Source organism: Pseudomonas sp. GW101-3H06, assembly GCF_059424605.1.
On sequence record NZ_JBWKZO010000001.1, the window covers coordinates 4,300,740 to 4,326,742 of the forward strand.

Genomic DNA, 26,003 nt, shown 5'->3' on the forward strand with positions numbered 1-26,003 from the left:
GACTGCATAGGGAAAAGCGCGATGAGCACTGAACAACAACAGACCTTCGACGAACCGCGCCTCAACAGCACGGAAATCCGCATTCTGGGTTCGTTGATCGAGAAACAGGCCACCAGCCCGGAAACCTATCCGCTGACCCTCAATGCGCTGGTAATTGCCTGCAATCAGAAAACCAGTCGCGAACCGGTGATGAACCTGACCCAGGGTCAGGTCGGCCAGAGCCTGCGCGCGCTTGAAGGACGCGGCTTCACCAAACTGGTGATGGGCAGCCGCGCCGATCGTTGGGAGCACAAGGTCGACAAGGCCCTGGAGCTGGTGCCGGCGCAGGTGATTCTGATGGGGCTGCTGTACCTGCGCGGCCCGCAAACCGTCAATGAACTGCTGACCCGCAGCGGGCGCATGCATGATTTCGAAGACAGCGAGCAGGTCGTGCATCAGCTTGAACGGTTGATTGCCCGGGGGCTGGCGCTGCTGATTCCACGCCAGGCCGGGCAGCGGGAAGACCGCTACATGCATGCCATGGGTGATCCGGCGGATATCGAGGCGATTCTGGCCGCGCGGCAGAACCCGGTTGAGCGCAGTGGCGGCGGTGTTTCGGTCGAGCGGATCGAAGAGCTGGAAGCGCGGATTGCGGCGTTGGAAGAGCGGTTGGCGCGGCTGGAGTAACCTGAAAACAAAGTACTCAATGTGGGAGCGAGCCTGCTCGCGAATGCAGTCTGACGGTCACATCAATACTGGATGTGCCGCCGTCTTCGTTGGAACGCCGCCCGGAGCCGGCTCGCTCCCACAATGGCCTTTGTGGTGTGCCTTACTCACCCTCCCAATAATCCACCCCATCCTCCTGCCGGGCCACGGCGACGAATCCCGAGGCATTGCCCTCGGCGTCGACCTTGAAGTCATCCATCACCACATACTTTCCGGAGTCCGGGTATTCGCAGATATCCGGTGATTGCTGGGTACTGACCGCCAGGTAACGCAGTTCGCCGTTGCTGGTATTGATGATCTGGTGCGCCCTTTCCTGACCACCCGCCGGGCAGGCAATCACGTCACCGGCGCGGATCGCAAAGCGCTCGGTGCCAAGACGCACTTCCCCTTCCCCGGCCACGACGTAGAACATTTCTTCATTGACCCGGTGACTGTGAAACGGGCTGCCGCGCATACCGGGCTCCAACGCGTACAAGCGATAACCGAGCTTCTGCGCACCCAGTTGCTGACCGATACGCGCTATGCGTTGCTGATAGCGACCGGCGGTTTCTCCGGTCGGGGCAAATTCTTCGGGCAGTGGTTCTAACTCGGCCTGATCCAGATTGAGAATCGCGGGATGCATGGAAACCTCGGTCACGGTGATTGTTATTGGTGTACAAGTCTTTGCCTGCTGGCCAGCAGTATAGGCCGAGGTACACCTGCGAGACCGAGTCGCCACTTTCGCGAGCAGGCTCGCTCCCACAGGTTATGTGAGCGCCGCCAATCCCTGTGGGAGCGGGCTTGCTCGCGAAGAGGTCGGTACTGCCAGCAAGTAGTCTGAGGATCAACCCCTGGCAAACGCTACCGCCGCCCGAAACTGCTCCTCAGTCGGCCGCACGCCGGTGTACAGCACAAACTGCTCCAGCGCCTGGATCGCAATCACTTCCAGCCCGGTAATCACCTGTTTACCTTCGGCACGCCCCCGCACGATAAGTGGAGTTTCCGAAGGAATCGCCACCACATCGAAGACAATGTCCGCAGCTTTGATGGCATCCGCCTCGAACGCCAGTTGACCCGCCTCCGGTCCGCCATCCATGCCGACCGGAGTGACATTGACCAGCATTTGCGGACGCCGCGAGCCCAGTTCGGCTTGCCATGGGTAGTCCAGGGATTCGGCCAGGGCACGGCCGGCGCGCTCGTTCCGGGCCACGATCAAGCCGTTCCTGTAGCCACCGTCGCGCAAGGCACTGGCCACGGCCTTGGCCATGCCGCCGCTGCCGCGCAGGGCAAACGTGGTGTCCTTGGGCACCGCGTGGGTGTCCAGCAACTGGGCAATGGCGATGTAATCGGTGTTGTAGGCCTTGAGGTGGCCGTTGGTGTTGACGATCGTGTTGATCGACTGGATGGCGGCCGCCGAGGCGTCCAGCTCATCGACCAGGGCAATGCAGGCTTCCTTGAATGGCATGGACACGCCGCAGCCGCGAATACCCAAGGCGCGAATGCCACCCACCGCCCCCGGCAAGTCCCGACTGCTGAACGCCTTGTAATAAAAATTCAGCCCCAATTGTTCATACAGATGATTGTGAAATCGCAGACCAAAGTTCCCGGGGCGCCCGGAGAGGGACATGCAAAGCTGGGTGTCTTTGTTCGGGTTCATCTGCATGCGGATCTCCTTGCGATGCACTGTCGGATGGACGGAATCGGCCGGCCAACCTGTTCTGTTCGATCATGATTCCATACCTGCACACGGCCTCGTTCGACCGTCAGCAAGCCGGTACAGACCTTACACAAAATTTACCCAACGGCTGTGCTGATTTTCAAAAAAAAGCTGTCTTAGAAGTATCCCCGCGACAATCCTTGGGTCTATTGCAGGCACAAGCGCCGGGGCGATGAACCGAGGAACTATCATGATCCGTAAAATCCCCACAGTTGCCTTGCTGATTGGTGCTCTGGCTATCACAGGGCAAGCGCAAGCCCATGGTGGTGGCAATGACGCGGCGGTATTCGGGGCGATTGTGGGTACGGCCATGGTCGGCTCCGCCCTGATCAATGCCAACCGACCGGTGTACGTCGCGCCACAACCGGTCTATGCACCACCCCCTCCGGTTTACTACGCACCGCCTCCTCCGGTTTATTACCAGCCGGCGCCGGTGTACGTGCAACAACCGATCTACTACCGTCCGGCACCGGTCTACTATGGACCACCCCGCGGTTATTACGGTCCGCCACGAGGCTACTACGGCCCTCCCCGCGGTTATGGCCGCTGGTGACAGCTCATCATGGCCCCGCCTTACAAGCGGGGCTTTTTTGTGGCCGTTCGTCGGTCCGCGTCTGGATAAATCTCGTCAGTGTCGTTATCGGGACAGCATCGGGTGTGCAAGTGGGCAAGATTGACTCGCCCCTGCCATTGGGGAAACAGTCATATTTATGTCATGTCAGCACCGCAAGCTTGAACCTGTCCGCCAACAACAGGTTGATAACAACAAGGACGCCCTCATGCCTACGCAGAATCCACACCGCATTGTCGGTTTATGCACCTCCAGCAAGGTGTACAACGCCCTGACCGAACTCAAGCACCTGGAAGGTCATCGCAGCGCCAAGTTTCTCTCGCTGCTGACCCAAAACCTGGTGCGCAAAGGTCTGCTCAACGAGCAGGAAGTGGTCCATATGCTCGATCAGGTGGTTGACTGAGCGACAGACGGCCAGTTGGCCTCAACGCCGTCAATGACCACTATCGAAAACGGTGATTATCGGAAAAATCGGCCGCCCCGTAAGGTAGCTCCATAGATTGATGGAGGTACTTATGATGTCTCAGGTTCAGATCATGTCCGTTATCGGCAGCGCCGTCCCCGCATCCCTCAGAGAATCGGGCCTGCTTGCCTGCTGGTATCTGGTGCTGGACGGCGAGCCGATCAGCGGCCCGCTCACCTCGCTGCCGGCCGCCCAGGCGATGTCGCAGCGTGTCAGCACCGGCCAGACAGGCAAACTCGACGCCTAAGGCAGCTGAACCCGCGGTCTGGTTTCAAGGAAAATGTCCCAGCTCGACATGAATAGCGCTGCAATCAACGGTCCGATGACAAACCCGTTGAGCCCGAAAACTGCCAGCCCACCCAGTGTCGAGATCAGGATCAGGTAGTCCGGCATCTTCGTATCCTTGCCCACCAGTATCGGGCGCAGCACGTTATCCACCAGCCCGATCACGAACACACCGAACAACCCCAGCACCACCCCCTGCCAGATCGCGCCCGTGAACAGGAAAAATGCGGCCACTGGCGCCCAGACAATCCCCGCGCCCACCGCCGGCAACAGTGACAAAAATGCCATCAACACCGCCCAGAGCAACACGCTGGGGATGTCCAGAAACCAGAAAATCAAACCGCCTAATGCGCCCTGTGTGATCGCCACCAGCAGGTTGCCTTTCACCGTGGCCCTGACCACGCGATTGAACTTGAGTTGCAAACGACGCTTCTGCTGCTCTTCCAGCGGTACCGCCGCGCGCACCTGGCGTGCGAGCTCCGCGCCGTCGCGCAGAAAGAAGAACAACAGGTAAAGCATAATGAAAAAACTGATGATGAATTCGAACGTTCCCTGGCCGAAACTGAAAGCCTGGGTCGCCAACACCTGCCCCCCTGCCACCGCGCTCTTGATGATTTTCTCCCGCATCCCCTCCAGCCCCCCCAGGCCGAAGCGATCCATCAAATGCTGGAAGTAAGGCGGCAGGCTGTGCTTGAACTGCGCCACATAACCGGCGATGTCCAACTCGCCGCTTTCGATGCTTTTGTAAACCGCGGCGCCCTCCTGAACCAGGAAGAAACTGAGAACAATCACCGGCAGAATCGCGATTACCAGACAAATGCTCAAAGTGAGCAATGATGTGATGTTGCGCTCCCAGCCGAACTTCAATTGCAGCCGACGCTGCAGGGGCGCAAAGAGGATGCCGAGGATCACCGCCCAGAACACCGCGCCGTAAAACGGCAGCAGAATCCAGATAAAAGCGATGCTCACCACACCCAGCAGAACCGTCAGGGATTTGTCTTGCAGCTTCTCTTCGTTCATGTCCGATCCATGCCATTGCGCCGGGACGCAGAATTGCGTCCTGATGCTTAGGCCGCCACGGCTCGCGCGAGTGCCATCCGTTTGTTCATCAAGCATAGATCCAGATCAATAAACCCTCGGGACAAGGTGTTTACCCTCGACGACTTTTGCGATCGACCCACCATGAAGCTCATTGCTCCCGAACTGCTCGCCCCTGCCGGCACCCTGAAAAATATGCGCTATGCCTTCGCCTACGGCGCCGATGCCGTGTACGCCGGCCAGCCGCGCTACAGCTTGCGAGTGCGCAACAACGAATTCGACCATGCCACCCTGGCTCTGGGCATTGACGAGGCACAGGCTCAGGGCAAGCGTTTTTATGTGGTGGTGAACATCGCGCCGCACAACGCCAAGCTCAAGACCTTTCTCAAGGACCTGGCGCCGGTCATCGCCATGTCGCCCGATGCCCTGATCATGTCCGACCCTGGCCTGATCATGCTGGTACGCCGGCACTATCCGCAGATGCCCATTCACCTCTCGGTGCAAGCCAACACGGTGAACTGGGCGAGCGTCGAGTTCTGGCAACAACAGGGTTTGAGCCGGATCATCCTCTCGCGGGAACTGTCCCTGGAAGAAATCGGTGAAATCCGCCAACAGGTCCCGGCCATGGAGCTGGAGGTGTTCGTCCATGGCGCGCTGTGCATGGCCTACTCCGGCCGCTGCCTGTTATCGGGCTACATGAACAGGCGCGATGCCAATCAGGGCAGTTGCACCAATGCCTGCCGCTGGAAGTACTCGGCGCAGGAGGCCACGGAAAATCAGCTCGGAGAGATTGTCCAGCAGTGTCAGCCGGAACCGACCCTGGGTCTCGGCGCGCCCACCGAGCAGGTATTCCTGTTGCAGGAAGCCAATCGCCCGGGCGAACTGATGCCGGCCTTCGAAGATGAACACGGCACCTACATCATGAACGCCAAGGACCTGCGCGCCGTGCAGCATGTCGAGCGCCTGACCCGGATGGGCGTGCACTCCTTGAAAATCGAGGGGCGGACCAAATCACACTTTTATTGCGCACGAACCACGCAGGTCTATCGCCGTGCGATCGATGACGCAGTGGCCGGCCGCGCGTTTGACCGCAGCCTCATGACCGACCTGGAATCCCTCGCCCAGCGCGGCTACACCGAAGGCTTCCTGCGGCGGCATGTGCATGACGAGTACCAGAACTACCAGAACGGCAGCTCAGTGTCGGAACGGCAACAGTTTGTCGGCGAACTGACCGGTGAGCGGCGAGATCGATTAGCCGAGGTAAAGGTGAAAAACCGATTCGCCCTCGGTGATCACATGGAACTGATGACGCCTAAAGGCAACTTCCACTTCGATCTGCATCAACTGCAAAACGCCAAGGGCGAACCCATCGACGTGGCGCCGGGGGATGGGCATACGGTGTACCTGCCGATACCGGACGCGGTGGATTTGCGGTTTGGGTTGTTGATGCGGGATGTGAACGCAACCTAACAATCCCTGTGGGAGCGTGCCTGCTCGCGAAGACTGACTTCCAGCCAACATCATTGTTGAATGTTAAATCGCTTTCGCGAGCAGGCTCGCCCCCACAGAAAAAAGCTACGCGAACTCCTCACGCAACATCGCCACAAACGCTTCCCGCGCCGGGTGTACCCCGGCGTTTTCATGCCAGTAGAACAGGTTGTCGATAGCGGTCAGCTCAGGGAATTCGTACCCCACGCATCCCGCGCCCCTGGCGTACTGATCGAACACGCCCTTGGGCACCAGCGCCACGCCCGCCCCGGCGCTGACGCACCCGACAATCGCGCCGTAACTGGCCAGGCTGACAATCGGCAGTGCCTGCCCCTGACGCAACAGCCAATGCTCCAGCGCCGCCCGATACGGACAACCCTGGGGCCACATGAACACGGTCTTGTCGTGCAGATCAGCCATGTCGCGCACCGGCCCGAGGGATGTCGAGGCAATCAGCAACAGCTCCTCGCGGTACATCGGGGTGCGCTTGAGGTGAGAGCGCTCGACATCCACCGCAACAATCGCGCCGTCGAGCCGATGGCTCAGCGTGTCGTCCAGCAACTGGCCCCAGGTGCCGGTGGTCAACTCCAGTGCCACCGCCGGGAAACGCTTGTGGAATTTCGCCAGCAAGCGCGGCAAGCGACCGGTGGCCGAAGACTCGATGGCGCCAATGCGCAACGGCCCGGACGGTTCGGCTGACGGGTCCACCGCGCGTTTGGCTTGCGCAGTCAGGGCCAGAATTTTCGAGGCATAGGTCAGAAACGTCTGCCCCGACGGGCTGATGCGCAGCCCGCGCCCCTCACGCAGAAACAGCGCGACGCCCAACTCCGCTTCCAGCGCCTTGATGCGCGCCGTGATGTTCGACGGCACGCAATGCAGCAACTCGGCGGCACGGGCGATGCTGCCCACCTCGGCCACGGTCTTGAACATTCGAATCTGGGACAGCTCCATATACATCACTCAAAGTGAATGGTTTGTGCAGTATAAGTCACTTGTGGAGAACGATTCGAGTTCTGATACTCAACGCACCTGCCTCTCGGTGCACGACCATGAACGTACTCACGCCCTCCTCCAGTTCTCCCTTGAAAATCAGCCTGGCCATGGCCTTCGTGGTGGCCTGCTGGGGTTACTCTCCGACCGGCATCCACATCGGCTTGCAAACCTATGACCCGGTGCACCTGGCGTTGCTGCGCTTTCTGCTGGCATCGCTGTTCATGGCCGTGGTCGCGGTGTTCAGGGGCATTCGCCTGCCGAAACTGCGCGATGTGCCCCTGCTGATGGCGCTGGGCTTCTTTGCGGTAAGCCTGCATCACGTGGCGATCAATTTCGGCCAGCAGGGCGTCAGTGCCGGTGCGTCAAGTGTGCTGGCACAGTCAACGCCCCTGTTCAGCACGCTGCTGGCGCGCTTCGTGTTCAAGGATCGGGTAAGCCTGTGGCGCTGGGCCTGTGTGATCCTGGGATTGATCGGTGTGGTGATTGTGGTGGCAGGCGATCGCGGCCTGGGCAGTATCGACGCCCACGGCTTGTTGATCCTGTTGGCGGCGTTGTCCTGGAGTCTTTACTTCGCCCTGCAAAAGCATCACACCGGGCGTTACGACGGGATGACGCTGGTGTGCTACACGGTCTGGTCCGGCACCGCGCTGCTGCTGATTTTCTTGCCCGGATTGGCGGATCAAATCGCCAACGCTCCAATACGCGTGCAGTTTGCGGTATTTGCCCTGGGGATTTTTCCGAGTGCCCTGGCGTACCTGGCCTGGGCTTATGTGCTGGCGCATGTGGACCTGAGCCGGGCGACCATGACGCTGTATCTGGTGCCGCCGACGGCGATGGCGATAGCGTCCGTGGGGCTGGGCGAACGACCGACCTTGATGGTGGCGGTGGGTGCGGTGGTGGTGGTGATCAGTGTGCTGGCGTTGAATCTGGAGCGGCGGCCGGTGGTGCAGGTGGTTCGTGTCTGATATATGCCCCCCCTTGTGGGAAATTGCAGGGACCCGATCAGCTTGGCGAAAAACGGTCCCGGCTGTTGGTCAGATGCAGCCACATCGCCGCTCGCGCCGCGTCCGGGTCCTGGCGCTTGATGGCGTTGAGAATCGCCTCGTGTTCGAGGTTGGCCAGTTGCCCCAGTTTGCTCAAATCCACCGCGCCGCGTTCCGCCGCATTGACCCGGGTACGCGGAATCATGGCACTGCCCAGGTGCTGCATGATCTCGGTAAAGCACAGATTGCCGGTGGCTTCGGCAATCAGCAGATGAAAGCGCCGGTCAGCTTCGACGCAACTGTCGTTGTTGGCCAGCAGGCTTTGATAGTCGTCCAGCGCTTGGCGCATCTGCGCCACGTGTTGATCGGTCCGACGGACTGCGGCCAGCGCTGCCGCCTGGGTTTCCAGGCCCATGCGAAGCTCCAGGATGCTGCGTACCCCCAGCGCCGTATCGACATTCAACCGCAGCCCCTGCTCCGGTGCCCGCTCCAGGACAAAGGTGCCGATGCCGTGACGGGTTTCCACCAGCCCGCAAGCCTGCAATTTGGAAATCGCCTCGCGCACCACCGTACGGCTCACGCCGTGTTCCTGAACGATCGAGTTCTCCGACGGCAGCTTGTCGCCGGGCGACATCTGCCCGAGCAGGATGCTCTGGGTCAACTTGTCCACCAGGTCGTGGGCCAGATTATGGCTGCGCTTGCGGGCAGGTGCGTCAAGGTCTTCTTGCATGGCGATCATCCAAAGGCAGAGCTACCGGAATCGTAGCACTGCGCCCGTCCGGAATCTCAAGAAAACCGCACAAACTTGTATGACAACACTCAACAAACTCCGTAAAAACACCTAAATCTTAGGTGATAAAAAACCACAAACAGAATAAAAATACCGCGATTCAAGGTGATTCTGTTGGAAAAGGACGGTTGCAGATCGAAAAAATCTAGTTGTATGATGTCTATCAACAACGCAACACCTTGTCACACCCCGCATAAAAATAACGAGTGGGAGAAAACGCAGTGAATACATCCATCTCAGGGATGGACAATGGCGCCGATTCGGCGCTGAAGTCCGCTATCTCGAAAGTCAAACGCCACGTCTTGCCGCTGTTCGTCATCATGTTCATCGTCAACTACATTGACCGCGTGAACATCGGCTTCGTCCGCGCCCACATGGAACACGACCTGGGCATCGGCGCCGCTGCCTACGGCCTCGGTGCCGGCCTGTTCTTCATCGGCTACGCGCTGTTCGAAGTGCCCTCCAACATCCTTCTGCAAAAAGTCGGCGCACGCATCTGGCTGACCCGCATCATGCTGACCTGGGGTCTGGTGGCGGCGGGCATGGCGTTCATCCAGAACGAAACCCACTTCTACATCCTGCGCTTTCTGCTGGGTGTGGCCGAAGCCGGCTTCTTTCCCGGAGTGATCTACTATTTCACCCGCTGGCTGCCCGGGGTGGAGCGCGGCAAAGCGATTGCGATTTTCCTCAGCGGCTCGGCGATTGCCTCACTGATCTCCGGCCCCTTGTCCGGCCTGCTTCTACAAATCAGCGGCCTGGGCATGCACGGCTGGCAATGGATGTACTTCATCGAGGGCATGTTCTCGGTGGTCTTGTGCGCCTTCGTCTGGTTCTGGCTGGACTCCAAACCCCACGACGCCAAATGGCTGACCCGCGACGAGCAGGACGCATTGGTCAAGGCCATCGACGACGAACAGCTTGCTCGTGAGGCCGCGACACCGGTCAAGCCGTCACTGGGCAAATTGCTCAAGGACCGACAGATCATCCTGTTCTGCGTGATCTACTTCTTCATCCAGCTGACCATCTACGCCGCGACCTTCTGGCTGCCGAGCATCATCAAGAAGATGGGCGACCTGAGCGACTTCCAGGTCGGGATGTTCAACTCCATTCCATGGCTGCTGTCGATTGTCGGCATGTATACCTTCGCTTCGCTGTCGGCCAGATGGAAGCACCAGCAAGCCTGGGTCGCTGTGGCCCTGCTGATTGCCGCTGCCGGGATGTTCATGTCCACCACCGGCGGGCCGACTTTCGCCTTCGTAGCGATCTGCTTTGCCGCGCTGGGTTTCAAATCGGCGTCATCGTGTTTCTGGCCGATTCCCCAGGCCTATCTGGATGCACGCATCGCCGCGGGCGTCATCGCGCTGATCAACTCGGTGGGCAACCTTGGCGGCTTCGTCGCGCCGACCACCTTCGGCCTGCTCGAAGAACGCACCGGTTCCATTCAGGGCGGGCTGTATGGCTTGGCCGCCACCTCGATCATCGCCGCGATCATCGTCTTCGCCGCCCGCAACAAACCCAAGGCTGCCCCCGCCATTACACCGGGCAAACCAGTACAGCCTCACGCCTGACATTTGCTTTTGAGAAGGATAAGAAAATGACCACGCACGAAACCGCCAACGCCCCGATCATCACCAGCATGCAGGTTGTTCCAGTGGCCGGCCACGATGGCATGCTGCTCAACCTGAGCGGCGCCCACGGCCCGTTTTTCACCCGCAACATCGTGATCCTCAAGGACAACGCCGGCCACACCGGCGTCGGCGAAGTACCGGGCGGCGAACGCATTCGCCAGACCCTTGAAGATGCCCGCAGCCTGGTGGTCGGCAGCCCGATCGGCACTTACCAGAAGATGCTCAACCAGGTGCGCCAGACCTTCGCCGACCGCGATGCCGGCGGACGCGGTTTGCAGACCTTCGACCTGCGCATCACCATTCACGCCGTCACCGGCCTGGAAGCCGCGCTGCTCGATTTGCTCGGCCAGCATCTGGACGTGCCGGTGGCCGCCCTGCTCGGTGAAGGTCAGCAACGTAATGAAGTGAAGATGCTCGGTTATCTGTTTTATGTCGGTGATCGCAACGAAACGGATCTGGCCTACCGCAGCGAGCCGGATGCCGACAACGACTGGTTCCGCGTGCGTCACGAAAAAGCCATGACCGCCGACGCCGTGGTGCGCCTCGCCGAAGCCGCCCATGCGCGGTACGGCTTCAAGGACTTCAAGCTCAAGGGTGGCGTGCTCAGCGGCGATGCCGAAATCGAAGCGGTCACCGCCCTGGCCGAACGCTTCCCCGATGCGCGCATCACCCTGGATCCGAATGGTGCATGGTCGCTGAAAGAAGCGATCCGGTTGTGTCGGGACCAGCATCACGTACTGGCCTACGCCGAAGACCCCTGCGGCGCGGAGCACGGTTATTCGGGCCGCGAAGTCATGGCAGAGTTCCGCCGTGCCACCGGCCTGAAAACCGCCACCAACATGATCGCCACTGATTGGCGGGAAATGGGCCACGCGATCCAGTTGCAATCGGTCGACATCCCATTGGCCGACCCGCACTTCTGGACGATGCAGGGTTCGGTGCGGGTCGCGCAGATGTGCCACGAATGGGGCCTGACCTGGGGCTCGCATTCCAACAACCACTTCGACATTTCCCTGGCGATGTTCACCCACGTCGCGGCCGCCGCACCGGGTGAAATCACCGCCATCGACACCCACTGGATCTGGCAGGACGGCCAGCGCCTGACCAAGGCTCCGCTGCAAATCGTCGACGGCTGCGTGCAAGTGCCACAAAAGCCGGGATTGGGAGTCGAGCTGGATATGGACCAACTGGCCAAGGCCCATGAGCTGTACAAAGGCATGGGCCTGGGTGCGCGGGATGACAGCGTGGCCATGCAGTTTCTGATTCCGGGGTGGACGTTCGATAACAAGCGGCCGTGTCTGGTGCGCTAAGAACGGGATCACTGAACATCCCTGTGGGAGCGAGCCTGCTCGCTCCCACAAGTGTGAAGTCAGCTAATTCATCTGTACCGTTTGCAGCAGCCATTGGCGAAATGCCGTCATCGCCGACGTTTCCGGTCGCGACTGCAAACGGGTCAACCAATAGCTGCCGGTGGTGATATGAATCGGGAAAGGCTGCTCGATCACATTTGCCGCCAATTGCCGCGAAAACATCAACGGTGGCACCAACGCCACGCCCGCACCTTGCAGTGCAGCCTCCATCATCGCCAGTGACGAGTCGAAGACAATGCTTCTCGGCGAGGGGGCCAGCGTCGAAAGCCCCGCAGCCTGAAACCACTCGGGCCACTCGTCCGTGCGGTACGAGCGCAAAAGTGTCTGCCGCAAAAGATCGTTCGGCGATTTCAATTGCCGGGCAATCTCGGGCACGCACAACACCGACAGCGGCGCCTCGATCAGCCGTACCGCTTCAATGCCATGCCACGCTCCCGCCCCAAAACGAATGGCGTAATCCAGCCCCTCGGCGGCGACATCCACACGATTGTTATGGGTCGACAGGCGCAAATCCATGAACGGATGTTTCGCCTGGAAGTCCGCCAGTCGCGGCAACAACCAACCCACCGCAAAGGTCCCCACCGCCCCGACCGTCAACACCTCGCGAAAGTGCCCGCCTTCAAAACATTCCAGCGTTTCGGCAATGCGGTCGAAGCACTCGCGCAACACCGGCAACAGGGTTTCTCCTTCGCGGGTCAGCATCAGCCCGCGGGGCAAGCGTTTGAAAAGGGTCACGCCCAGTTGAGACTCAAGACCTTTGACCTGATGACTCACCGCCGCCTGCGTGACGCACAACTCCACCGCCGCCCGGGTAAAACTCAAGTGCCGCGCCGAAGCCTCGAAGGCGCGCAGTGCATTAAGCGGTAATTGCGGCCGGATCATGCCCACTCCAAAATTTTTCTAATGGCTCATGCAAAATATCATCGGTTGTCCAATCTTGGCAGACTGCATAGATTTGCTTCCCTCATCCGCGACCCGAATCGCAAAGCCGTTCGACCAACACCCTGAATACTCATGGAAGTGACTCAGTCATGCCTGAAATAAACCTGAACAAATTCACACGCTACGGCGCCCTGGCCCTGTTACTCGGTGCCAGCCAGTGCATGGCTGACGACCGCATCAAGGCCATCGTCGACGCTGCCGTCGAACCGGTGATGCAACAACAGCAGATCCCCGGCGTGGCGATTGCCATCACCGTCAACGGCCAGGCGCATTACTTTAACTACGGTGTAGCGTCGAAGGAAAACGACGAGGCTGTCTCCGAAAACACCCTGTTTGAAATCGGCTCGGTGAGCAAAACCTTCACCGCCACCCTCGCCGCCTACGCCGTGGCCAGCGGCAAACTGTCGTTATCTGACAAGGCCAGCCACGTGCTGCCGCAACTGCGGGGCAGCGCGTTCGATGACATCAGCGTGCTGCAACTGGGTACCTACACACCCGGTGGCCTGCCCCTGCAATTTCCGGATTCGGCCGATGCGCCAGACAAGATGCTCGACTATTTCAAACAGTGGAAACCGGTGTATGCCGCCGGCACCCATCGACAATATTCAAACCCGAGCCTGGGGCTGTTCGGCTATCTGGCGGCGAAAAGCATGGGTGCGCCATTTGACGACGTGATGGAAAAAACCCTGCTGCCGAAACTCGGGCTGAAACACACCTTCCTCAAGGTGCCGCAATATCAAATGGGGCTTTACGCTCAGGGCTACAACAAGGATGACCAACCTGTACGGGTCGGGCCGGGAGCACTGGACTCCGAAGCATACGGGGTGAAGACCAGCGCGGCGGACATGCTTCGCTATGTCGAAGCGAACATGAAACCGGCGACGCTGGAAAAACCATTGCAGCAAGCAATCGCTATCACCCACACCGGTTACTACACCGTCGGCGACATGACCCAGAGCCTGGGCTGGGAGGCCTACCGCTATCCGGTCACCCTCCAAAAGCTGCTCGCCGGCAACTCTACGCCAATGGCCATGGAAGCACACACGGTCCAGTGGCTTAACCCGCCCCGGCCTCAAGCAGAAGATGTACTGTTCAACAAAACCGGCTCGACCGGCGGCTTCGGCGCTTATGTGGCTTATGTGCCGTCGAAAGACATCGGCATCGTGATATTGGCTAACAAGAACTATCCAAACCCGGAACGGATCAAAATCGCTCATTCGATATTGACTGCGCTGGGCAAGTAATCTGAAACCCCTCACCTGTGGGAGCGAGCTTGCTCGCGAAGAGGCCGGCACATTCAACGTTGATGTTGCCTGACACAACGCTTTCGTCGGAACGCCGCCTAGAGGCGACTCGTTCTCACAGGTAAATCATTCGCCAAAAAGATGATGCGTCGATTCAATCATCCGGCTGCTCAGGCGGCTTGGCGGGCTTCGCCGGTTTTGCGGGTTTTGCATTCTTTGCGCCCTTGGCCGGGGCTGCCTCGGCGGCCACCGGTGGCGGGGCGGGTGGAGCCGCTTCCTGCTCGGTCACCGGCAGGGCGTCGACGGTCTCGAAGATTTTTTTCAGGTCGACCGACTTCGATTCCTCCCCCGAGCTTTCGAGTTTCTTCTCGCCGTCCTTGCCCACCAGAATCACTTTCGGCAACGCCCCGGCACCGAGTTTCAACGCGCGGATCAGCGCCATGGTGTCCTGTTGGCCAAGATCCTTGCCATCGAGTTGACCGGACATGTTCAACACGCTGTACACCCTGATGTTGCGCTGGGCGACACCCTGCTTGTTGGCCGGATCTTCCAGGGATTTCTTCAGGTTCACCCAGACAGGATCAACGGTGCTGCGCGTGATCACGATCAACGGCCGGGCCCTGCCCTTGTCTATATCCAGAGGTGAATCGCCATCGGCGGCGAACAAGGGGCCGGCGACAGCCAGCAGGGTAGCCAGGGTCAGTGACCTGATGAGCATGCGCATCTCCTTTTGATATCCACGCTCTAATGATTGCGCATCGCGGCGTTCGTTCCGGTGACGCTTCGCAAATGTGTTCGACCTTGCCCCAAGCTTAGGTCAGGGCGGTCATTGCGCAACAGGCTGGGCTAATCTGAAAACATCAAAAAGCGCTGGCTGAACCGCCGTGAGGACCCTCATATGAGCGCGCAGTTGAACCACACCATCGTCTGGTGCCGCGACAAACACCGGTCGGCACATTTTCTGGTCGAACTCCTCGGCCTGCCCGCTCCGGAACCCTTCGGGCCGATGCTGATCGTCAGGCTCGATAACCATGTGTCACTGGACTTCTACGACAACGATCCGCCGATTGCCTCGCAGCATTACGCGTTTTTGCTCGGCGACGACGACTTCGACCGGACCTTCGCGCGCCTGCAGGCACGCGGGCAGTCGTGGTGGGCCGATCCGGGCAAGCAGCGGCCGAAGGAGGTCAATGATTATGCGGGTGGGCGGCGGGTGTATTTCGATGACCCGGATGGGCATCTGCTGGAAATTTTCACCCGCGAATGATGCTGGCAATCAGAACGCCAGTTTGTAACCGATCAATACCAACATCGTGGCCAGGCAAGGACGCAACAACTCATCGGAGATGCGTCCGGTCAGGTGGCTGCCCAGGTAAATCCCCGGCAGCGAACCGACCAGCAAGTAACCCAGCACCTGCCAATCCATGTTGCCCATGCTCGCATGGCCAAGACCGGCGACCAGGGTCAGGGGCACGGCGTGGGCGATTTCCGTGCCCACCAGGCGACGGGTCGGCAGCAGCGGATAAAGAATGAACAACGCCACGGTGCCCAATGCGCCAGCGCCGATGGACGTCAACGCGACCATGGTGCCCAGGACCAGACCGGTGATTACGGTCAACACATTGAGGCGCTTCCCGCTCGGCTTGTAATTGCCGCCGGCACGTTTGTGGGCGAAATCGAGCAGGCGCTTCTTGAACAGGATCGCCAGCGCCGTGGCAAACAGGACGAAGCCCAGCGCCTGCTTGATGATCGCGTTCATGGCATCGGGCGCGGCGTGCAAACTGCTCAGGAACCACAACGTCAACGCCACCGCCGGCACACTGCCAAGGGTCAACCATCCGGTTATAGCCCAGTCGATGTTGTTGTTCTTTTTGTGAACCAGCACACCACTGGACTTGGTGATGGCCGCGTACAGCAGATCGGTGCCGACCGCCGTTGCCGGATTGATACCGAACGCCAGCAGAATGGGCGTCATCAATGAGCCGCCACCCACGCCTGTCATACCGACGATGAAGCCGACGACCAGCCCGGCGACAATCAACCCGATGTTCACTAAATCCATTGAGACGTCCACATAGACCGCAGGGAATTACAGGCCCGCAGCATAGCGATTTTTCTTATAACCAGTTATATCGATGCGATCTATCTTTATGCATTTCCTCCATGTTGCTCCCACAGGGTTTTATGGGGGATTCACTGGACTGGAAGGAAATTAAGAAACAGCAAACTTTGAGCGTAATTGAGCCCGATCCGCCGATAGCGCTCATCCAGCATCTGGGTCAACAGGTCCAGCCGCGCGACGATCTTGCCGAACTCCACGGCAAAACTCAGGTTGCTGCCCTCCTCCGAGATCTCGTTGGAGAACAACATGGGCTGGCCATCCTTGTTCTGCCGCTGACTCAAGATCCAGGTGGCGATTTCGATGTTGCGCGCGGCGTTGCTGACGAACGTCGGGTTGATCGCGTCCGTCATGTAGAACTCCAGGCGATTGCCGTGAGCGGTGACCAGCATGCTGCCGATGGCATAAATGAACGCACCGACCCGGTCGCCGAGAAACTCCGGGCTCATGGCAAAGCGCAACGCCGCCAGATCTTTTTTACCGCCCAGAGTGGGTAGCGGCTGTCGCTGTTCGATGGCCATGCGCACTTGCTTGCCGGCGGTGCGGGCGTCGAGGAATCCAGACTTTTTCAACTCATCGGGGTTGCGCAGGTAGAGCTTGCTCATCAACAGATAGAGGCTGTCGAGGTTGTCACGCATGGTCAGAGTGGCCATGCGGTCGACGCTGGTCTGCAGAAACTCCTGGGGTTTGCCCTCGCGCAACTGGGTGAACACATCGTTGCCGGGTTGATGGCTGCAACCACCGGCACAGAGCAGCAACAGACCGGCCAACAGGCGAAATCGGCGAAGGTTGAAGGGCAACACTCGAACCATAAGGGATTGGGACTGACACATTCCTGTGCGGCGGGATTCGCTGCAACGGCTATGGATAGAGCCGGTCAGTTCGAAAAAGTGCAGTGCTGGGAGGGATCAATCGATCATCGGCAGGGAAAGAGCCGCCAGCCGCCGTTACCGAAGAAACGGATATGTACAGAACCCACCACCAGCCTGGTCGGCCCAGTGGCCGCCAAGATGGAACCCGAGGGACTATCCTGATGCCAACCGGAGTAAAAATTACAAGGAATCAAAATGCGCACAGAACAACTGGCCGGCACCGAAGTGCCGGCCATCGGCCAAGGCACCTGGCAAATGGGTGAAGACAAATCCCGATACAAAGAGGAAGTCGCCGCCCTGCGCCAAGGCATCGAACTGGGCATGACCCTGATCGACACCGCCGAAATGTACGCCGAAGGCGGTGCCGAAAAAGTGGTGGGTGAAGCCATCACCGGCCAGCGCGACAAGGTTTTTCTGGTCAGCAAGGTCTACCCCCACAACGCCAGCCGCCAAGGCATTCCACAGGCCTGCGAGCGAAGTCTGCGCCGGCTGAACACCGATCACATCGACCTTTACCTGCTGCACTGGCGCGGCCAGTATCCGCTGGAAGAAACCGTCGAAGCCTTCGAACGCCTGCGTGACACCGGCAAGATCGGCCGCTGGGGCGTGTCGAATTTCGACGTCGACGATCTGCTGGAGCTGAACGCCCCGGCCTGCGCCACCAATCAGGTGCTCTACAACCTGGAGGAGCGCGGGATAGAATTTGATTTACTGCCCTGGTGCCGGCAGCGCACGATGCCCGTCATGGCCTACTGTCCGATCGGTCAGGGTGGGCAGATGCTGGCCAATGCCACGCTCAGGCAGGTGGCTGCTCGTCATGGCGTCACGCCTGCGCAAGTGTCGCTGGCCTGGCTGCTGCGCCAGAAGGGGGTAATCGCCATCCCCAAGGCAGTCCATCCCGAGCATGTGCGACTCAACGCCCAGGCTGTCGGGCTGCAACTTGAAGCTGGGGATCTGGAGGCGCTGGACCAAGCGTTCCACGTGCCTACACGCAAGCAACGGCTGGCCATGGTCTGAGCCATCACCCGATAGCCATCACCTTGACAGCATGAGTGTCAGAGGGCTTCGCCATGAGAAGCACCGATCAGAAGGACACCTTCAACCTGCAACGCTTTATCCAGGCGCAAGACCCGGTGTTCGACCGGGTCCAGGCCGAACTGAACGCCGGTCACAAACGCAGCCACTGGATGTGGTTCATCTTTCCGCAGCTTGCCGGGCTGGGTGACAGCGAAATGTCCCGACGCTTCGCGATACGCTCCCGAGAGGAGGCGCAGGCCTATCTGGACCATCCCTTGCTGGGAACCCGGCTGCGCAGTTGCACCCATGACGTACTGAACATCCAGCAACGTTCCGTAGCGGCGATATTCGGCCATCCGGACGACCTGAAGTTTCACTCATCGATGACCCTGTTCGCTCAGGTCGCGCCCAAAGACAGTCCATTTCATCAAGCTCTGAACCAGTACTTCCACGGCATCCTGGATGACTGGACGTTGTCGCTGCTGGACTCAAAACAGGCCCAGCTGCCCCCCAATCAGGGTTGAGAAATCGTCGTCGACGAACGGCAGGATCGCATCCGCGACCGGTTGCAGCTGTTTGGTGATGTAGTGGTCGTAATCGATGGGCGCGCTGCGGATCTCCAGCGGCTCGGGACCGGCGACAGTGATCACGTAGCTGATCCAGCCACCGTTCTGGTATTGCCGCGGGCGGCCCTGGTGGTCGTTGTACTCATCGGCGATACGCGCCGCCCGGACATGGGGCGGGACGTTGCGCTGATAGTCATCGAGCGTGCGCCGCAAGCGCTTGCGGTAGATCAGGCGGTCGTCGTACTCGCCGGCCAGGGTCTTGGCGACATAATCGCGCACATAGTCTTGATAAGGCTTGCGCTGGAAGATCCGCAGGTACAACTCCTGCTGGAATTGCCGGGCCAGCGGCGACCAGTCGGTACGCACGGTTTCCAGGCCTTTGTAGACCATCTCGTCAGTGCCGTCGGCGCGCGTGACCAAGCCCGCATAACGCTTCTTGCTGCCCTCCTCCGCACCACGAATGGTGGGCATCAGGAACCGTTTGTAGTGGGTCTCATACTGCAACTCCAAGGCGCTCTCCAGGCCAAAGGCTTGACGCACGTGCTCGCGCCACCACTGGTTGACGTGATCCACCAGTGCGCGCCCGATCTGCGCCGCTTCCTGTTGGCCGTGGGCGCGACGCAGCCAGACGAAAGTCGAGTCGGTGTCGCCATAGATGACCGTATGGCCCTGGGCTTCGATCAATTGGCGGGTGCGCAACATGATCTCATGGCCACGCAAGGTTATGGATGATGCCAGTCGCGTATCGAAGAAGCGGCAACCACTGGAGCCGAGCACACCGTAGAACGCGTTCATGATGATCTTCAGTGCCTGGGACAACGGCGCGTTGTGCTCGCGCTTGGCGGTTTCCCGGCCCTCGGCGACCCGGGCGACGATGGCGGGCAGGCAATGCCGGGTACGGGAAAACCGCGCCCCGCGAAAACCCGGTACCGAGTCGGCGTCATCGGGATGCCTGAGCCCTTCGATCAGCCCCACCGGGTCGATGAGGAAGGTACGGATAATCGAGGGATAAAGGCTTTTGTAGTCGAACACCAGCACCGATTCATACAGCCCCGGTTGCGAGTCCATGACAAACCCGCCGGGGCTGGCTTGCGCAGGTTTGCCGCCGAGGTTCGGCGCAACGAAGCCCTGGCGGTGCATCAACGGCATGTACAGGTGAGTGAAGGCCGCCACCGAACCGCCCATGCGATCGGCCGGCAACCCGGTGACACTGGCCCGTTCCAGCAGGAAGGTCAGCAGCTCGGTCTTGGCGAAGATCCGCGTGACCAGTTCGCAGTCCTTGAGGTTGTACTTGGCCAGCGCTGGCTTGTCCTCGGCGAACATGCGGTTGATTTCGTCCATGCGCTGGTACGGATTATCAATCGACTTGCCTTCGCCGAGCAGGGTTTGCGCGACGTTTTCCAGGCTGAATGACGGGAAGCTCCAGGTTGCCGAACGCAGGGCTTCGATGCCGTCGATGATCAGCCGGCCGGCGGCAGAGGCGAAGTAGTGGTTGCCGTTGCCATGTTCGCGCCACTGCATTTCCTCGCCGCCGCGCCCCAGTTTCAGCGGCACACCCAGTTGCCGGGCGTGCGTGTGCAGCACCCGCAGGTCGAACTGCACGACGTTCCAGCCGATGATGGCGTCGGGGTCATGCCGGGCGAACCAGTCGTTGAGTCTTTTCAGCAACAGGGTGCGCGACTCGCAGTATTCGAGCTGGAAATCCACCGCGCTGTCGTCGCCATTGGCCGGGCCGAGCATGTACACCTGACGCTCGCCACAGCCCTCCAGGGCGATGGAATACAAATCGCCCTGGGCGGTGGTTTCGATGTCCAGGGACACCAGTTTGAGGCTCGGCCGGTAATCGGGGTCGGGTTTCATCTGCGCGTCGAGCAGCAAGTCATCGGCCCCCGGCGTACCGCTAAAACGGACGGGGGCGGTGATGAAGCGCTCCATCAGGTAACGTTCCGGCGGGCGCACGTCGGCTTCATACACTTCGACGCCGGCCCGGCGCAACGCAGTTTCCAGGCGCATCAACTGGCCGTGCTGCCGGCAATACAACCCCAGCACCGGGCGATGTTCGAAATCCTGCAGGGCCAGGGGTCGCAGCTCGACGTTCTTTTCGTCGCGCAACAACGCCTCGGCCTGCTCGCGCTGGCTGGCCGGAATAAACGCCACCGACGGCTGATGAGGCAGACGGATGCGCCGGGGACCGCTATCGGTCGCCAGCCAGAACTCGACTTCCGTACCCGCTGGGGTATCGCGCCAATGCCGGGTCAGGACGAAGCCCTGGGGTAAATCCACCACTGCAACCTCGGATTTGATTCAGGGTGTTGATTCTACGCGCTCTATGAGCAGTGGATGCGATCTCTGTGGGAGCGAGCCGACTCCCACAGATTTTCAGCCTTTACTGAAGAAAAACCGTTGAATGACGTTTTTTGCGTGTTATCTGCCGCTTTCGCCCTTGCCCTGAAGGCCCGGGTCTACGATTCTTCAAGGACAACGACAACACCCTGGGACACCGTCATGAAAACCGTCGCGCAACTGCTGAAGCTCAAAGATCAGAAAAACCAGGAAGTGCACCAGATCAAACCTGATCACATGGTGCTGGAAGCGCTGATGAAGATGGCTGAAAAGAATGTCGGCGCCTTGCTGGTGGTGGACAATGATGAGGTGCTGGGCATCATCAGTGAACGGGACTATGCGCGCAAACTGGTGCTGCATGGCCGTTCTTCGGTGGGTACGCCGGTGCGCGACATCATGGTGTCGCCGGTGATTACCGTGGACACTCACCAGACTGTCGATACCTGCCTTGGCATCATGTCCGACAAGCGCCTGCGCCACCTGCCGGTGGTGGAAAACGGCAAGTTGATCGGCTTGCTGTCGATTGGCGACCTGGTCAAGGAAGCGATCGCCGAACAGGCTGAACTGATTCGCCAGTTGGAACAGTACATTCGCGGCGAATAGCTCAGCTACGCGAAAATCCCCCCGTGGGAGCGATCAGGCTCGCTCCCACATTTGTTTTGTGGTGATCAAGTGGGCCAGTGCCGGGCGAAGACCGGGGCCAGCGTGGGGTGCCGGTCGATTCGCTCCAGCCAGGCGAAAAACCCCGGTCGGGCGCGGCGCAGATATTCCCGGCTTCCCGCCCACCGCGTGATCACCGCCGCCAGCACGTCCAGCGCTCCTGGCGTCTCGTCCCCCAGATACAGCTCACCGGAAAACTGGTCGGCAAACACCTCCCAACTCCAGTGCAGGCGCTGACGGGCACCGCTCATGAGGTTGTGCCGCGACGCCTCGTCTGCCTCGGCCAGCCAACGTTCGGGGTAATCGATGATGCCGATGGCCGCGTAACAATTGCTGACGATGTACGCCAGCCCGCGGATGACCTGGTCGCGGTCGGCGGGGTCGTCCGGCAACAGCTTCGATTGCGGAAACGTCAGCCCGAGATGGATCAGGATCGCCGCGCTCTCGGTGAGGACGCTGCCGTCGGGCAATTGCAGCGTTGGAATCTGTTTGAGCGGGTTGAGTTTCTCCAGCGCCTGGGCAGCCTGCGCAGATGACTCGACATCGATGAAGCGGTAGGGGATTTCACACAGTTCCAGTGCCGCCTCTATCGCCGCCGCGCCCGAGTTCTGATGGCCGTAGAGTTGATACATACACACCTCCTGGTTGGCGGGATCAGCGCCAATTATCCAGTGTAGAAGCCGCCACCTTTGGGAGCGAGCCGGCTCCCGTGGATCTCCAGTCGACACAACCAACCATTGACTGCGTCAATAGTCACCATTAACTCAATGAAGTTCTCTTAAAAATCCTGCGGCGTAACATCTGCTCCATACCAACCAAACACCCCCGGAGCACACGATCATGAAACGCCAAACCCTCCTCAGCATCGCTTTCTCGATCTTCGCAGTGAACGCTTTCGCCGCGACCTCTGCTCAACCTGTCGTCGCTGAAGGCGGCTCGGATCGTCTGATCGAAAGCCGTGTGGCTGAAGGTGGTTCGGATCGTCTGATCCAGAATCGTGTGGCTGAAGGTGGCGCTGATCGCCTGCTCGAAAAACGCGCTGTGGCTGCCGATGGTTCGGATCGTTTGAAAGGCAACACCGTTGCCGCTGATGGCTCTGATCGCCTGCAAGGCAACACCGTCGCCGCCGATGGTTCGGATCGCCTGCAAGGCAACACCGTTGCCGCTGATGGCTCTGATCGCCTGCAAGGCAACACCGTTGCCGCCGATGGCTCCGATCGCCTGCAAGGCAACACCGTTGCCGCCGATGGTTCGGATCGCCTGCAAGGCAACACCGTTGCCGCCGATGGCTCCGATCGCCTGAAAGGCAACACCGTCGCCTAAACAAATCGCTAAACCGCACCACCCCAAAAGCCCGGCCTGATCAGCCGGGCTTTTTCGTGTTTTTCAGTTCCGCTCAACGCGCCATGCAACGCTGATAACGTTCGTCGACCCGCTTGGCAAACCACGCCGTGGTGAGTTTTCGGGTGATTTTCGGGCTTTGCAGCACGATCCCCGGCAACACCGCGCGCGGCAATCGCCGGCCTTCTGCCTTGTCGGCCAACTCGAACACTCGCTGATAAAGCTTGCTGTTTTCGAACGCCAACGTATTGCCCTCCTCCAACTGGTCCCTGATCGTCGGATTTCGCATATCCAGTTGTTTGCCAAGGGTGCGCACGGCCTTTTCCGTGGTACCGGGCATGATCGAGTCGTAGCGCACCAGATCGCCATCCAAGGCCAAAGGAATACCCGACGCCCTACTCACGGCGTTCTGGAACGCGGCATTGCGACTGGCGTACCAACCGGCGTTGAAATCGGCGAAGCGATACAGCGGTTGCTTGTAGCTGACCGGATATCCCAGCAAATGCGCGATACCGAAATACATGCCGCCGCGCCGGGTGAAGACTTCACGGCGGATCGAGCCCTCCACCGGATAGGGATAGTCTTTCGCCTGCTGCTCGGCAAAATCAATGCTGACCTGCATCGGTCCACCGGTGTGCACCGGGTTGAAGCCTGCAAACAATGTCTGCCCCATGGGCACCATACCGATGAAATCATCGAAGATCGCGCTCAATTCCTTTTCACTACGGGCCGCGTTCAACCGGTCGCTGTAGCTTTTGCCATTGGGAGAACGCACCTGCAACGCACCGCTGACCAACAGGCCGGGAATGTGCGCCTTATCCGCCCTGCGGTCGATTTCGTCACGGGCGATCTTGCCCAGGCCGGGCACGGACGGGTCTGACTGGAAGGTTGATTCCTGCTCGGTGACGGCCAGTACCGCACAGAGGTTTTGCGTGGTCGGCGCGATGTGCTGCGCCGCAAACGCGGCATAGATATCCGTGGCCCAGCCCTGGCGGTCGGCGGTTTTGGCCGGCAGCAGACGCAGGATTTCCGCCTTGACCTCGGCAGGCGTGCGCGCCGGGGGTTCCTGGGTCCGTTGGCTGCCACAACCGGCCAGTACCAGTAATGCGGCGATGCTCATGATCAATCGATGGGCTTGCATGTTGCTCCTGGTGATTCGATACGCCGGGTCAACCATAAGGCCGATGGCAGGGTGCTGGCTATGACTGCGGCACGGACGCCCTGTTCCCCGAATTGACACCGGACCTGGATTGTATCGCCGACGGGGCTGGTCCCGTTGGGCGCATGGCCTGGCTGTCCTGCCTGGTTGGACCATACTTGCTTCACTCGTTAAGGAGGACAAGTCATGCAACGTAGCGACGTGTTGATCACCGGCGCCGGCCCGACCGGACTGGTACTGGCACTGTGGCTGAGCAAACTGGGCATTCGAGTACGAATCATCGATAAAACTTCAGCGCCCGGCACCACGTCCCGGGCGCTGGCCGTTCAGGCGCGAACACTGGAGTTGTATCGCCAGCTCGACCTCGCGGACGCCGTTGTCAAGAAGGGGCATCGCGTGGCGGCGGCCAATTTCTGGGTCAAGGGCGCCCCCGTGACACGCTTGCCGTTGAGTCGCGTTGGCGAAGGCCTCACGCCTTATGCGTTCCTCGAAATATTCCCCCAGGACGAACACGAACGGCTGCTGATCGACCGCCTGGAAACCTTCGGTATCACTGTGGAGCGCAACACTGAGTTACTGGGGTTCGAGGAAACCGGCGACGACATCATCGCCACGCTGCGCCTGCCCGACGGCCAGCAGGAAATCTGCCAGGCCCGTTACCTGGCTGGTTGCGACGGTGCCCGGTCGATTGTGCGCAAGACCCTGGACACCGGATTCCCCGGCGGTACTTATCAGCAGGTTTTCTATGTCGCCGATGTACAGGCCAGCGGGCCGACGTTCAACGGTGAACTGCACCTGGATCTCGATGAAGCGGATTTCCTTGCGGTGTTCCCGTTGGCAGGTGAAGGTCGTGCGCGGCTGATCGGCACGGTGCGCGCCGAACGTGCCGAAGGTCTGCGATTCGAAGACGTCAGCAGCCGGGCCATCGAGCACATGCAGGTCAAGATCGAGCAGCTGAACTGGTTCTCGACCTACCGTGTGCACCATCGGGTGGCAGATCACTTTCGCACCGGCCGCGCTTTTTTACTGGGCGACGCCGCCCATGTGCACAGCCCCGCCGGCGGTCAGGGCATGAACACCGGGATTGGCGATGCGATCAACCTGGCCTGGAAACTCGCCGCGGTGTTGAGCGGCGGCGCCGAGGCCAAATTGCTCGCCACCTACGAAACCGAACGCATCGCGTTTGCCCGCAAACTGGTCGCCACCACGGACCGGGTCTTCACGTTCGTCACCGCCGAAGGACGCATGGCCGACCTGCTGCGCACGCGCCTGGCGCCGTTCCTGCTGCCGAAAATGGCTTCGTTTGAAACGGCCCGGGAATTCCTCTTTCGCACGGTGTCGCAGATCACCCTGAATTACCGTGGGATGCCCTTGAGCACGGGCGTTGCCGGGCACGTGCATGGCGGCGATCGCCTGCCCTGGGCGCACGATGGCGAGGGGGATAATTTCGAACCGCTGAAATGCCCGACCTGGCAGGTGCATGTGTATGGCGACACCAGCGACGAGATGATCGCCTGGTGCCACGAACATCACTTGCCGCTGCATGTCTTCGACTGGCGGCCGGCGTTCGAAACGGCGGGCCTTGGGCGTAACGGATTTTATCTGTTGCGGCCGGATACCTATGTGGCGATAGCCGAAACCTGCTCGGACCCGAAGGTGATTGCGCGGTATTTCCGGGATCACGGGATCCGGCCGTTTTTTGGCAGATCCTGAAACCACCGAGTACCACT

The 26,003-nt window shown here is 60.1% G+C and carries 27 protein-coding genes; 15 read left to right on the forward strand and 12 right to left on the reverse strand.

Going from position 1 to position 26,003, the window contains the following annotated elements:
- The first annotated feature begins 21 nt into the window (after window positions 1–21).
- Entirely contained in the window at window positions 22–666 is a 645-nt protein-coding gene (locus AC07ZE_RS19635; RefSeq protein ID WP_095192801.1) for a YceH family protein, read from the forward strand.
- A gap of 142 nt (window positions 667–808) precedes the next feature.
- Here AC07ZE_RS19635 and AC07ZE_RS19640 read toward each other — a convergent pair whose 3' ends face one another.
- Both AC07ZE_RS19640 and AC07ZE_RS19645 read right to left on the reverse strand, forming a co-directional pair.
- On the reverse strand, window positions 809–1,327 hold the full coding sequence (locus tag AC07ZE_RS19640) for a cupin domain-containing protein (RefSeq protein ID WP_207266274.1): 519 nt from the start codon (window positions 1,325–1,327) through the stop codon (window positions 809–811).
- 201 nt (window positions 1,328–1,528) lie between these two features.
- Window positions 1,529–2,347 (reverse strand): shikimate 5-dehydrogenase, encoded by an 819-nt coding sequence (locus tag AC07ZE_RS19645; RefSeq protein WP_207266275.1) that lies wholly within the window; start codon window positions 2,345–2,347, stop codon window positions 1,529–1,531.
- A 244-nt stretch (window positions 2,348–2,591) separates the two neighbouring features.
- On the opposite strand from AC07ZE_RS19645, the gene AC07ZE_RS19650 reads away from it, so the two are divergent.
- The 3 genes from AC07ZE_RS19650 to AC07ZE_RS19660 all read left to right on the forward strand — a co-directional run bounded on the left by AC07ZE_RS19650 (window position 2,592) and on the right by AC07ZE_RS19660 (window position 3,682).
- On the forward strand, window positions 2,592–2,954 hold the full coding sequence (locus AC07ZE_RS19650; protein WP_207266276.1) for a hypothetical protein: 363 nt from the start codon (window positions 2,592–2,594) through the stop codon (window positions 2,952–2,954).
- 226 nt (window positions 2,955–3,180) lie between these two features.
- Window positions 3,181–3,375 carry a hypothetical protein gene (locus tag AC07ZE_RS19655; protein WP_034149937.1) on the forward strand — a complete coding sequence of 65 codons (195 nt, stop codon included), beginning with the start codon at window positions 3,181–3,183 and terminating at the stop codon, window positions 3,373–3,375.
- Window positions 3,376–3,490: 115 nt separating this feature from the next.
- Window positions 3,491–3,682 (forward strand): hypothetical protein, encoded by a 192-nt coding sequence (locus AC07ZE_RS19660; RefSeq protein WP_207267856.1) that lies wholly within the window; start codon window positions 3,491–3,493, stop codon window positions 3,680–3,682.
- On the opposite strand, the gene AC07ZE_RS19665 is transcribed toward AC07ZE_RS19660, so the two are convergent.
- Window positions 3,679–4,740, reverse strand: coding sequence for an AI-2E family transporter (locus AC07ZE_RS19665; protein ID WP_207266277.1), 1,062 nt, complete (start codon window positions 4,738–4,740; stop codon window positions 3,679–3,681). The genes AC07ZE_RS19660 and AC07ZE_RS19665 overlap by 4 nt on opposite strands.
- 162 nt (window positions 4,741–4,902) lie before the next feature.
- Between AC07ZE_RS19665 and trhP the strand changes: the two genes are divergently transcribed.
- A complete protein-coding gene (trhP, locus tag AC07ZE_RS19670) occupies window positions 4,903–6,228 on the forward strand; it encodes a prephenate-dependent tRNA uridine(34) hydroxylase TrhP (RefSeq protein WP_207266278.1) in 1,326 nt (441 codons plus the stop codon).
- A 105-nt stretch (window positions 6,229–6,333) separates the two neighbouring features.
- Here the strand turns inward: trhP and AC07ZE_RS19675 are convergent, their stop codons facing one another.
- Entirely contained in the window at window positions 6,334–7,197 is an 864-nt protein-coding gene (locus AC07ZE_RS19675) for a LysR family transcriptional regulator (protein ID WP_207266279.1), read from the reverse strand.
- A 98-nt stretch (window positions 7,198–7,295) separates the two neighbouring features.
- Here AC07ZE_RS19675 and AC07ZE_RS19680 point away from each other — a divergent pair, with 98 nt between their 5' ends.
- On the forward strand, window positions 7,296–8,204 hold the full coding sequence (locus AC07ZE_RS19680) for a DMT family transporter (RefSeq protein WP_207266280.1): 909 nt from the start codon (window positions 7,296–7,298) through the stop codon (window positions 8,202–8,204).
- A 37-nt stretch (window positions 8,205–8,241) separates the two neighbouring features.
- Here AC07ZE_RS19680 and AC07ZE_RS19685 read toward each other — a convergent pair whose 3' ends face one another.
- Window positions 8,242–8,952: a FadR/GntR family transcriptional regulator gene (locus AC07ZE_RS19685; protein ID WP_207266281.1), complete on the reverse strand. Its 711-nt coding sequence runs from the start codon at window positions 8,950–8,952 to the stop codon at window positions 8,242–8,244.
- 281 nt (window positions 8,953–9,233) lie between these two features.
- On the opposite strand from AC07ZE_RS19685, the gene AC07ZE_RS19690 reads away from it, so the two are divergent.
- Both AC07ZE_RS19690 and gudD read left to right on the forward strand, forming a co-directional pair.
- Window positions 9,234–10,580 carry an MFS transporter gene (locus AC07ZE_RS19690; RefSeq protein ID WP_207266282.1) on the forward strand — a complete coding sequence of 449 codons (1,347 nt, stop codon included), beginning with the start codon at window positions 9,234–9,236 and terminating at the stop codon, window positions 10,578–10,580.
- 26 nt (window positions 10,581–10,606) lie between these two features.
- Window positions 10,607–11,950 carry a glucarate dehydratase gene (gene gudD, locus AC07ZE_RS19695; protein WP_207266283.1) on the forward strand — a complete coding sequence of 448 codons (1,344 nt, stop codon included), beginning with the start codon at window positions 10,607–10,609 and terminating at the stop codon, window positions 11,948–11,950.
- A 63-nt stretch (window positions 11,951–12,013) separates the two neighbouring features.
- Here the strand turns inward: gudD and AC07ZE_RS19700 are convergent, their stop codons facing one another.
- Entirely contained in the window at window positions 12,014–12,892 is an 879-nt protein-coding gene (locus AC07ZE_RS19700) for a LysR family transcriptional regulator (protein ID WP_207266284.1), read from the reverse strand.
- Between the two features lie 149 nt (window positions 12,893–13,041).
- On the opposite strand from AC07ZE_RS19700, the gene ampC reads away from it, so the two are divergent.
- Window positions 13,042–14,196: a class C beta-lactamase gene (ampC, locus tag AC07ZE_RS19705; protein ID WP_207266285.1), complete on the forward strand. Its 1,155-nt coding sequence runs from the start codon at window positions 13,042–13,044 to the stop codon at window positions 14,194–14,196.
- Between the two features lie 154 nt (window positions 14,197–14,350).
- Here the strand turns inward: ampC and AC07ZE_RS19710 are convergent, their stop codons facing one another.
- Window positions 14,351–14,914, reverse strand: coding sequence for a DUF4174 domain-containing protein (locus AC07ZE_RS19710; RefSeq protein ID WP_137807524.1), 564 nt, complete (start codon window positions 14,912–14,914; stop codon window positions 14,351–14,353).
- Window positions 14,915–15,094: 180 nt separating this feature from the next.
- On the opposite strand from AC07ZE_RS19710, the gene AC07ZE_RS19715 reads away from it, so the two are divergent.
- On the forward strand, window positions 15,095–15,463 hold the full coding sequence (locus AC07ZE_RS19715; protein WP_137807525.1) for a VOC family protein: 369 nt from the start codon (window positions 15,095–15,097) through the stop codon (window positions 15,461–15,463).
- 9 nt (window positions 15,464–15,472) lie between these two features.
- Here the strand turns inward: AC07ZE_RS19715 and AC07ZE_RS19720 are convergent, their stop codons facing one another.
- Complete coding sequence (locus tag AC07ZE_RS19720) at window positions 15,473–16,258, reverse strand: sulfite exporter TauE/SafE family protein (protein ID WP_207266286.1); 786 nt, start codon at window positions 16,256–16,258, stop codon at window positions 15,473–15,475.
- A gap of 131 nt (window positions 16,259–16,389) precedes the next feature.
- Window positions 16,390–17,127 (reverse strand): hypothetical protein, encoded by a 738-nt coding sequence (locus tag AC07ZE_RS19725; protein ID WP_207266287.1) that lies wholly within the window; start codon window positions 17,125–17,127, stop codon window positions 16,390–16,392.
- A gap of 255 nt (window positions 17,128–17,382) precedes the next feature.
- Between AC07ZE_RS19725 and AC07ZE_RS19730 the strand changes: the two genes are divergently transcribed.
- Together AC07ZE_RS19730 and AC07ZE_RS19735 are read left to right on the forward strand one after the other, a co-directional pair.
- Window positions 17,383–18,204, forward strand: a complete 822-nt coding sequence (locus tag AC07ZE_RS19730; protein WP_207266288.1) for an aldo/keto reductase — start codon at window positions 17,383–17,385, stop codon at window positions 18,202–18,204.
- Between the two features lie 53 nt (window positions 18,205–18,257).
- Window positions 18,258–18,728 (forward strand): DUF1810 domain-containing protein, encoded by a 471-nt coding sequence (locus tag AC07ZE_RS19735; protein WP_095192818.1) that lies wholly within the window; start codon window positions 18,258–18,260, stop codon window positions 18,726–18,728.
- On the opposite strand, the gene AC07ZE_RS19740 is transcribed toward AC07ZE_RS19735, so the two are convergent.
- On the reverse strand, window positions 18,693–21,053 hold the full coding sequence (locus tag AC07ZE_RS19740) for a DNA polymerase II (RefSeq protein ID WP_207266289.1): 2,361 nt from the start codon (window positions 21,051–21,053) through the stop codon (window positions 18,693–18,695). The genes AC07ZE_RS19735 and AC07ZE_RS19740 overlap by 36 nt on opposite strands.
- A gap of 222 nt (window positions 21,054–21,275) precedes the next feature.
- Between AC07ZE_RS19740 and AC07ZE_RS19745 the strand changes: the two genes are divergently transcribed.
- Entirely contained in the window at window positions 21,276–21,716 is a 441-nt protein-coding gene (locus tag AC07ZE_RS19745; RefSeq protein ID WP_008021710.1) for a CBS domain-containing protein, read from the forward strand.
- A 65-nt stretch (window positions 21,717–21,781) separates the two neighbouring features.
- On the opposite strand, the gene AC07ZE_RS19750 is transcribed toward AC07ZE_RS19745, so the two are convergent.
- Complete coding sequence (locus AC07ZE_RS19750) at window positions 21,782–22,405, reverse strand: glutathione S-transferase family protein (protein WP_207266290.1); 624 nt, start codon at window positions 22,403–22,405, stop codon at window positions 21,782–21,784.
- A gap of 208 nt (window positions 22,406–22,613) precedes the next feature.
- On the opposite strand from AC07ZE_RS19750, the gene AC07ZE_RS19755 reads away from it, so the two are divergent.
- Entirely contained in the window at window positions 22,614–23,096 is a 483-nt protein-coding gene (locus tag AC07ZE_RS19755; protein WP_207266291.1) for a hypothetical protein, read from the forward strand.
- A 73-nt stretch (window positions 23,097–23,169) separates the two neighbouring features.
- Here the strand turns inward: AC07ZE_RS19755 and AC07ZE_RS19760 are convergent, their stop codons facing one another.
- Window positions 23,170–24,255 (reverse strand): DUF1615 domain-containing protein, encoded by a 1,086-nt coding sequence (locus AC07ZE_RS19760; protein ID WP_207266292.1) that lies wholly within the window; start codon window positions 24,253–24,255, stop codon window positions 23,170–23,172.
- Window positions 24,256–24,459: 204 nt separating this feature from the next.
- Between AC07ZE_RS19760 and AC07ZE_RS19765 the strand changes: the two genes are divergently transcribed.
- On the forward strand, window positions 24,460–25,986 hold the full coding sequence (locus tag AC07ZE_RS19765; RefSeq protein WP_207266293.1) for an FAD-dependent monooxygenase: 1,527 nt from the start codon (window positions 24,460–24,462) through the stop codon (window positions 25,984–25,986).
- The last annotated feature ends 17 nt before the right edge of the window (window positions 25,987–26,003 follow it).

Coding starts and splice junctions, on each gene's coding strand:
- AC07ZE_RS19635 (WP_095192801.1), top strand. CDS start 22: ATGAGCACTGAACAACAACAGACCTTCGACGAACCGCGCCTCAACAGC.
- AC07ZE_RS19640 (WP_207266274.1), bottom strand. CDS start 1,327: ATGCATCCCGCGATTCTCAATCTGGATCAGGCCGAGTTAGAACCACTG.
- AC07ZE_RS19645 (WP_207266275.1), bottom strand. CDS start 2,347: ATGCAGATGAACCCGAACAAAGACACCCAGCTTTGCATGTCCCTCTCC.
- AC07ZE_RS19650 (WP_207266276.1), top strand. CDS start 2,592: ATGATCCGTAAAATCCCCACAGTTGCCTTGCTGATTGGTGCTCTGGCT.
- AC07ZE_RS19655 (WP_034149937.1), top strand. CDS start 3,181: ATGCCTACGCAGAATCCACACCGCATTGTCGGTTTATGCACCTCCAGC.
- AC07ZE_RS19660 (WP_207267856.1), top strand. CDS start 3,491: ATGTCTCAGGTTCAGATCATGTCCGTTATCGGCAGCGCCGTCCCCGCA.
- AC07ZE_RS19665 (WP_207266277.1), bottom strand. CDS start 4,740: ATGAACGAAGAGAAGCTGCAAGACAAATCCCTGACGGTTCTGCTGGGT.
- trhP (WP_207266278.1), top strand. CDS start 4,903: ATGAAGCTCATTGCTCCCGAACTGCTCGCCCCTGCCGGCACCCTGAAA.
- AC07ZE_RS19675 (WP_207266279.1), bottom strand. CDS start 7,197: ATGGAGCTGTCCCAGATTCGAATGTTCAAGACCGTGGCCGAGGTGGGC.
- AC07ZE_RS19680 (WP_207266280.1), top strand. CDS start 7,296: ATGAACGTACTCACGCCCTCCTCCAGTTCTCCCTTGAAAATCAGCCTG.
- AC07ZE_RS19685 (WP_207266281.1), bottom strand. CDS start 8,952: ATGCAAGAAGACCTTGACGCACCTGCCCGCAAGCGCAGCCATAATCTG.
- gudD (WP_207266283.1), top strand. CDS start 10,607: ATGACCACGCACGAAACCGCCAACGCCCCGATCATCACCAGCATGCAG.
- AC07ZE_RS19700 (WP_207266284.1), bottom strand. CDS start 12,892: ATGATCCGGCCGCAATTACCGCTTAATGCACTGCGCGCCTTCGAGGCT.
- ampC (WP_207266285.1), top strand. CDS start 13,042: ATGCCTGAAATAAACCTGAACAAATTCACACGCTACGGCGCCCTGGCC.
- AC07ZE_RS19710 (WP_137807524.1), bottom strand. CDS start 14,914: ATGCTCATCAGGTCACTGACCCTGGCTACCCTGCTGGCTGTCGCCGGC.
- AC07ZE_RS19715 (WP_137807525.1), top strand. CDS start 15,095: ATGAGCGCGCAGTTGAACCACACCATCGTCTGGTGCCGCGACAAACAC.
- AC07ZE_RS19720 (WP_207266286.1), bottom strand. CDS start 16,258: ATGGATTTAGTGAACATCGGGTTGATTGTCGCCGGGCTGGTCGTCGGC.
- AC07ZE_RS19725 (WP_207266287.1), bottom strand. CDS start 17,127: ATGGTTCGAGTGTTGCCCTTCAACCTTCGCCGATTTCGCCTGTTGGCC.
- AC07ZE_RS19730 (WP_207266288.1), top strand. CDS start 17,383: ATGCGCACAGAACAACTGGCCGGCACCGAAGTGCCGGCCATCGGCCAA.
- AC07ZE_RS19735 (WP_095192818.1), top strand. CDS start 18,258: ATGAGAAGCACCGATCAGAAGGACACCTTCAACCTGCAACGCTTTATC.
- AC07ZE_RS19745 (WP_008021710.1), top strand. CDS start 21,276: ATGAAAACCGTCGCGCAACTGCTGAAGCTCAAAGATCAGAAAAACCAG.
- AC07ZE_RS19750 (WP_207266290.1), bottom strand. CDS start 22,405: ATGTATCAACTCTACGGCCATCAGAACTCGGGCGCGGCGGCGATAGAG.
- AC07ZE_RS19755 (WP_207266291.1), top strand. CDS start 22,614: ATGAAACGCCAAACCCTCCTCAGCATCGCTTTCTCGATCTTCGCAGTG.
- AC07ZE_RS19760 (WP_207266292.1), bottom strand. CDS start 24,255: ATGCAAGCCCATCGATTGATCATGAGCATCGCCGCATTACTGGTACTG.
- AC07ZE_RS19765 (WP_207266293.1), top strand. CDS start 24,460: ATGCAACGTAGCGACGTGTTGATCACCGGCGCCGGCCCGACCGGACTG.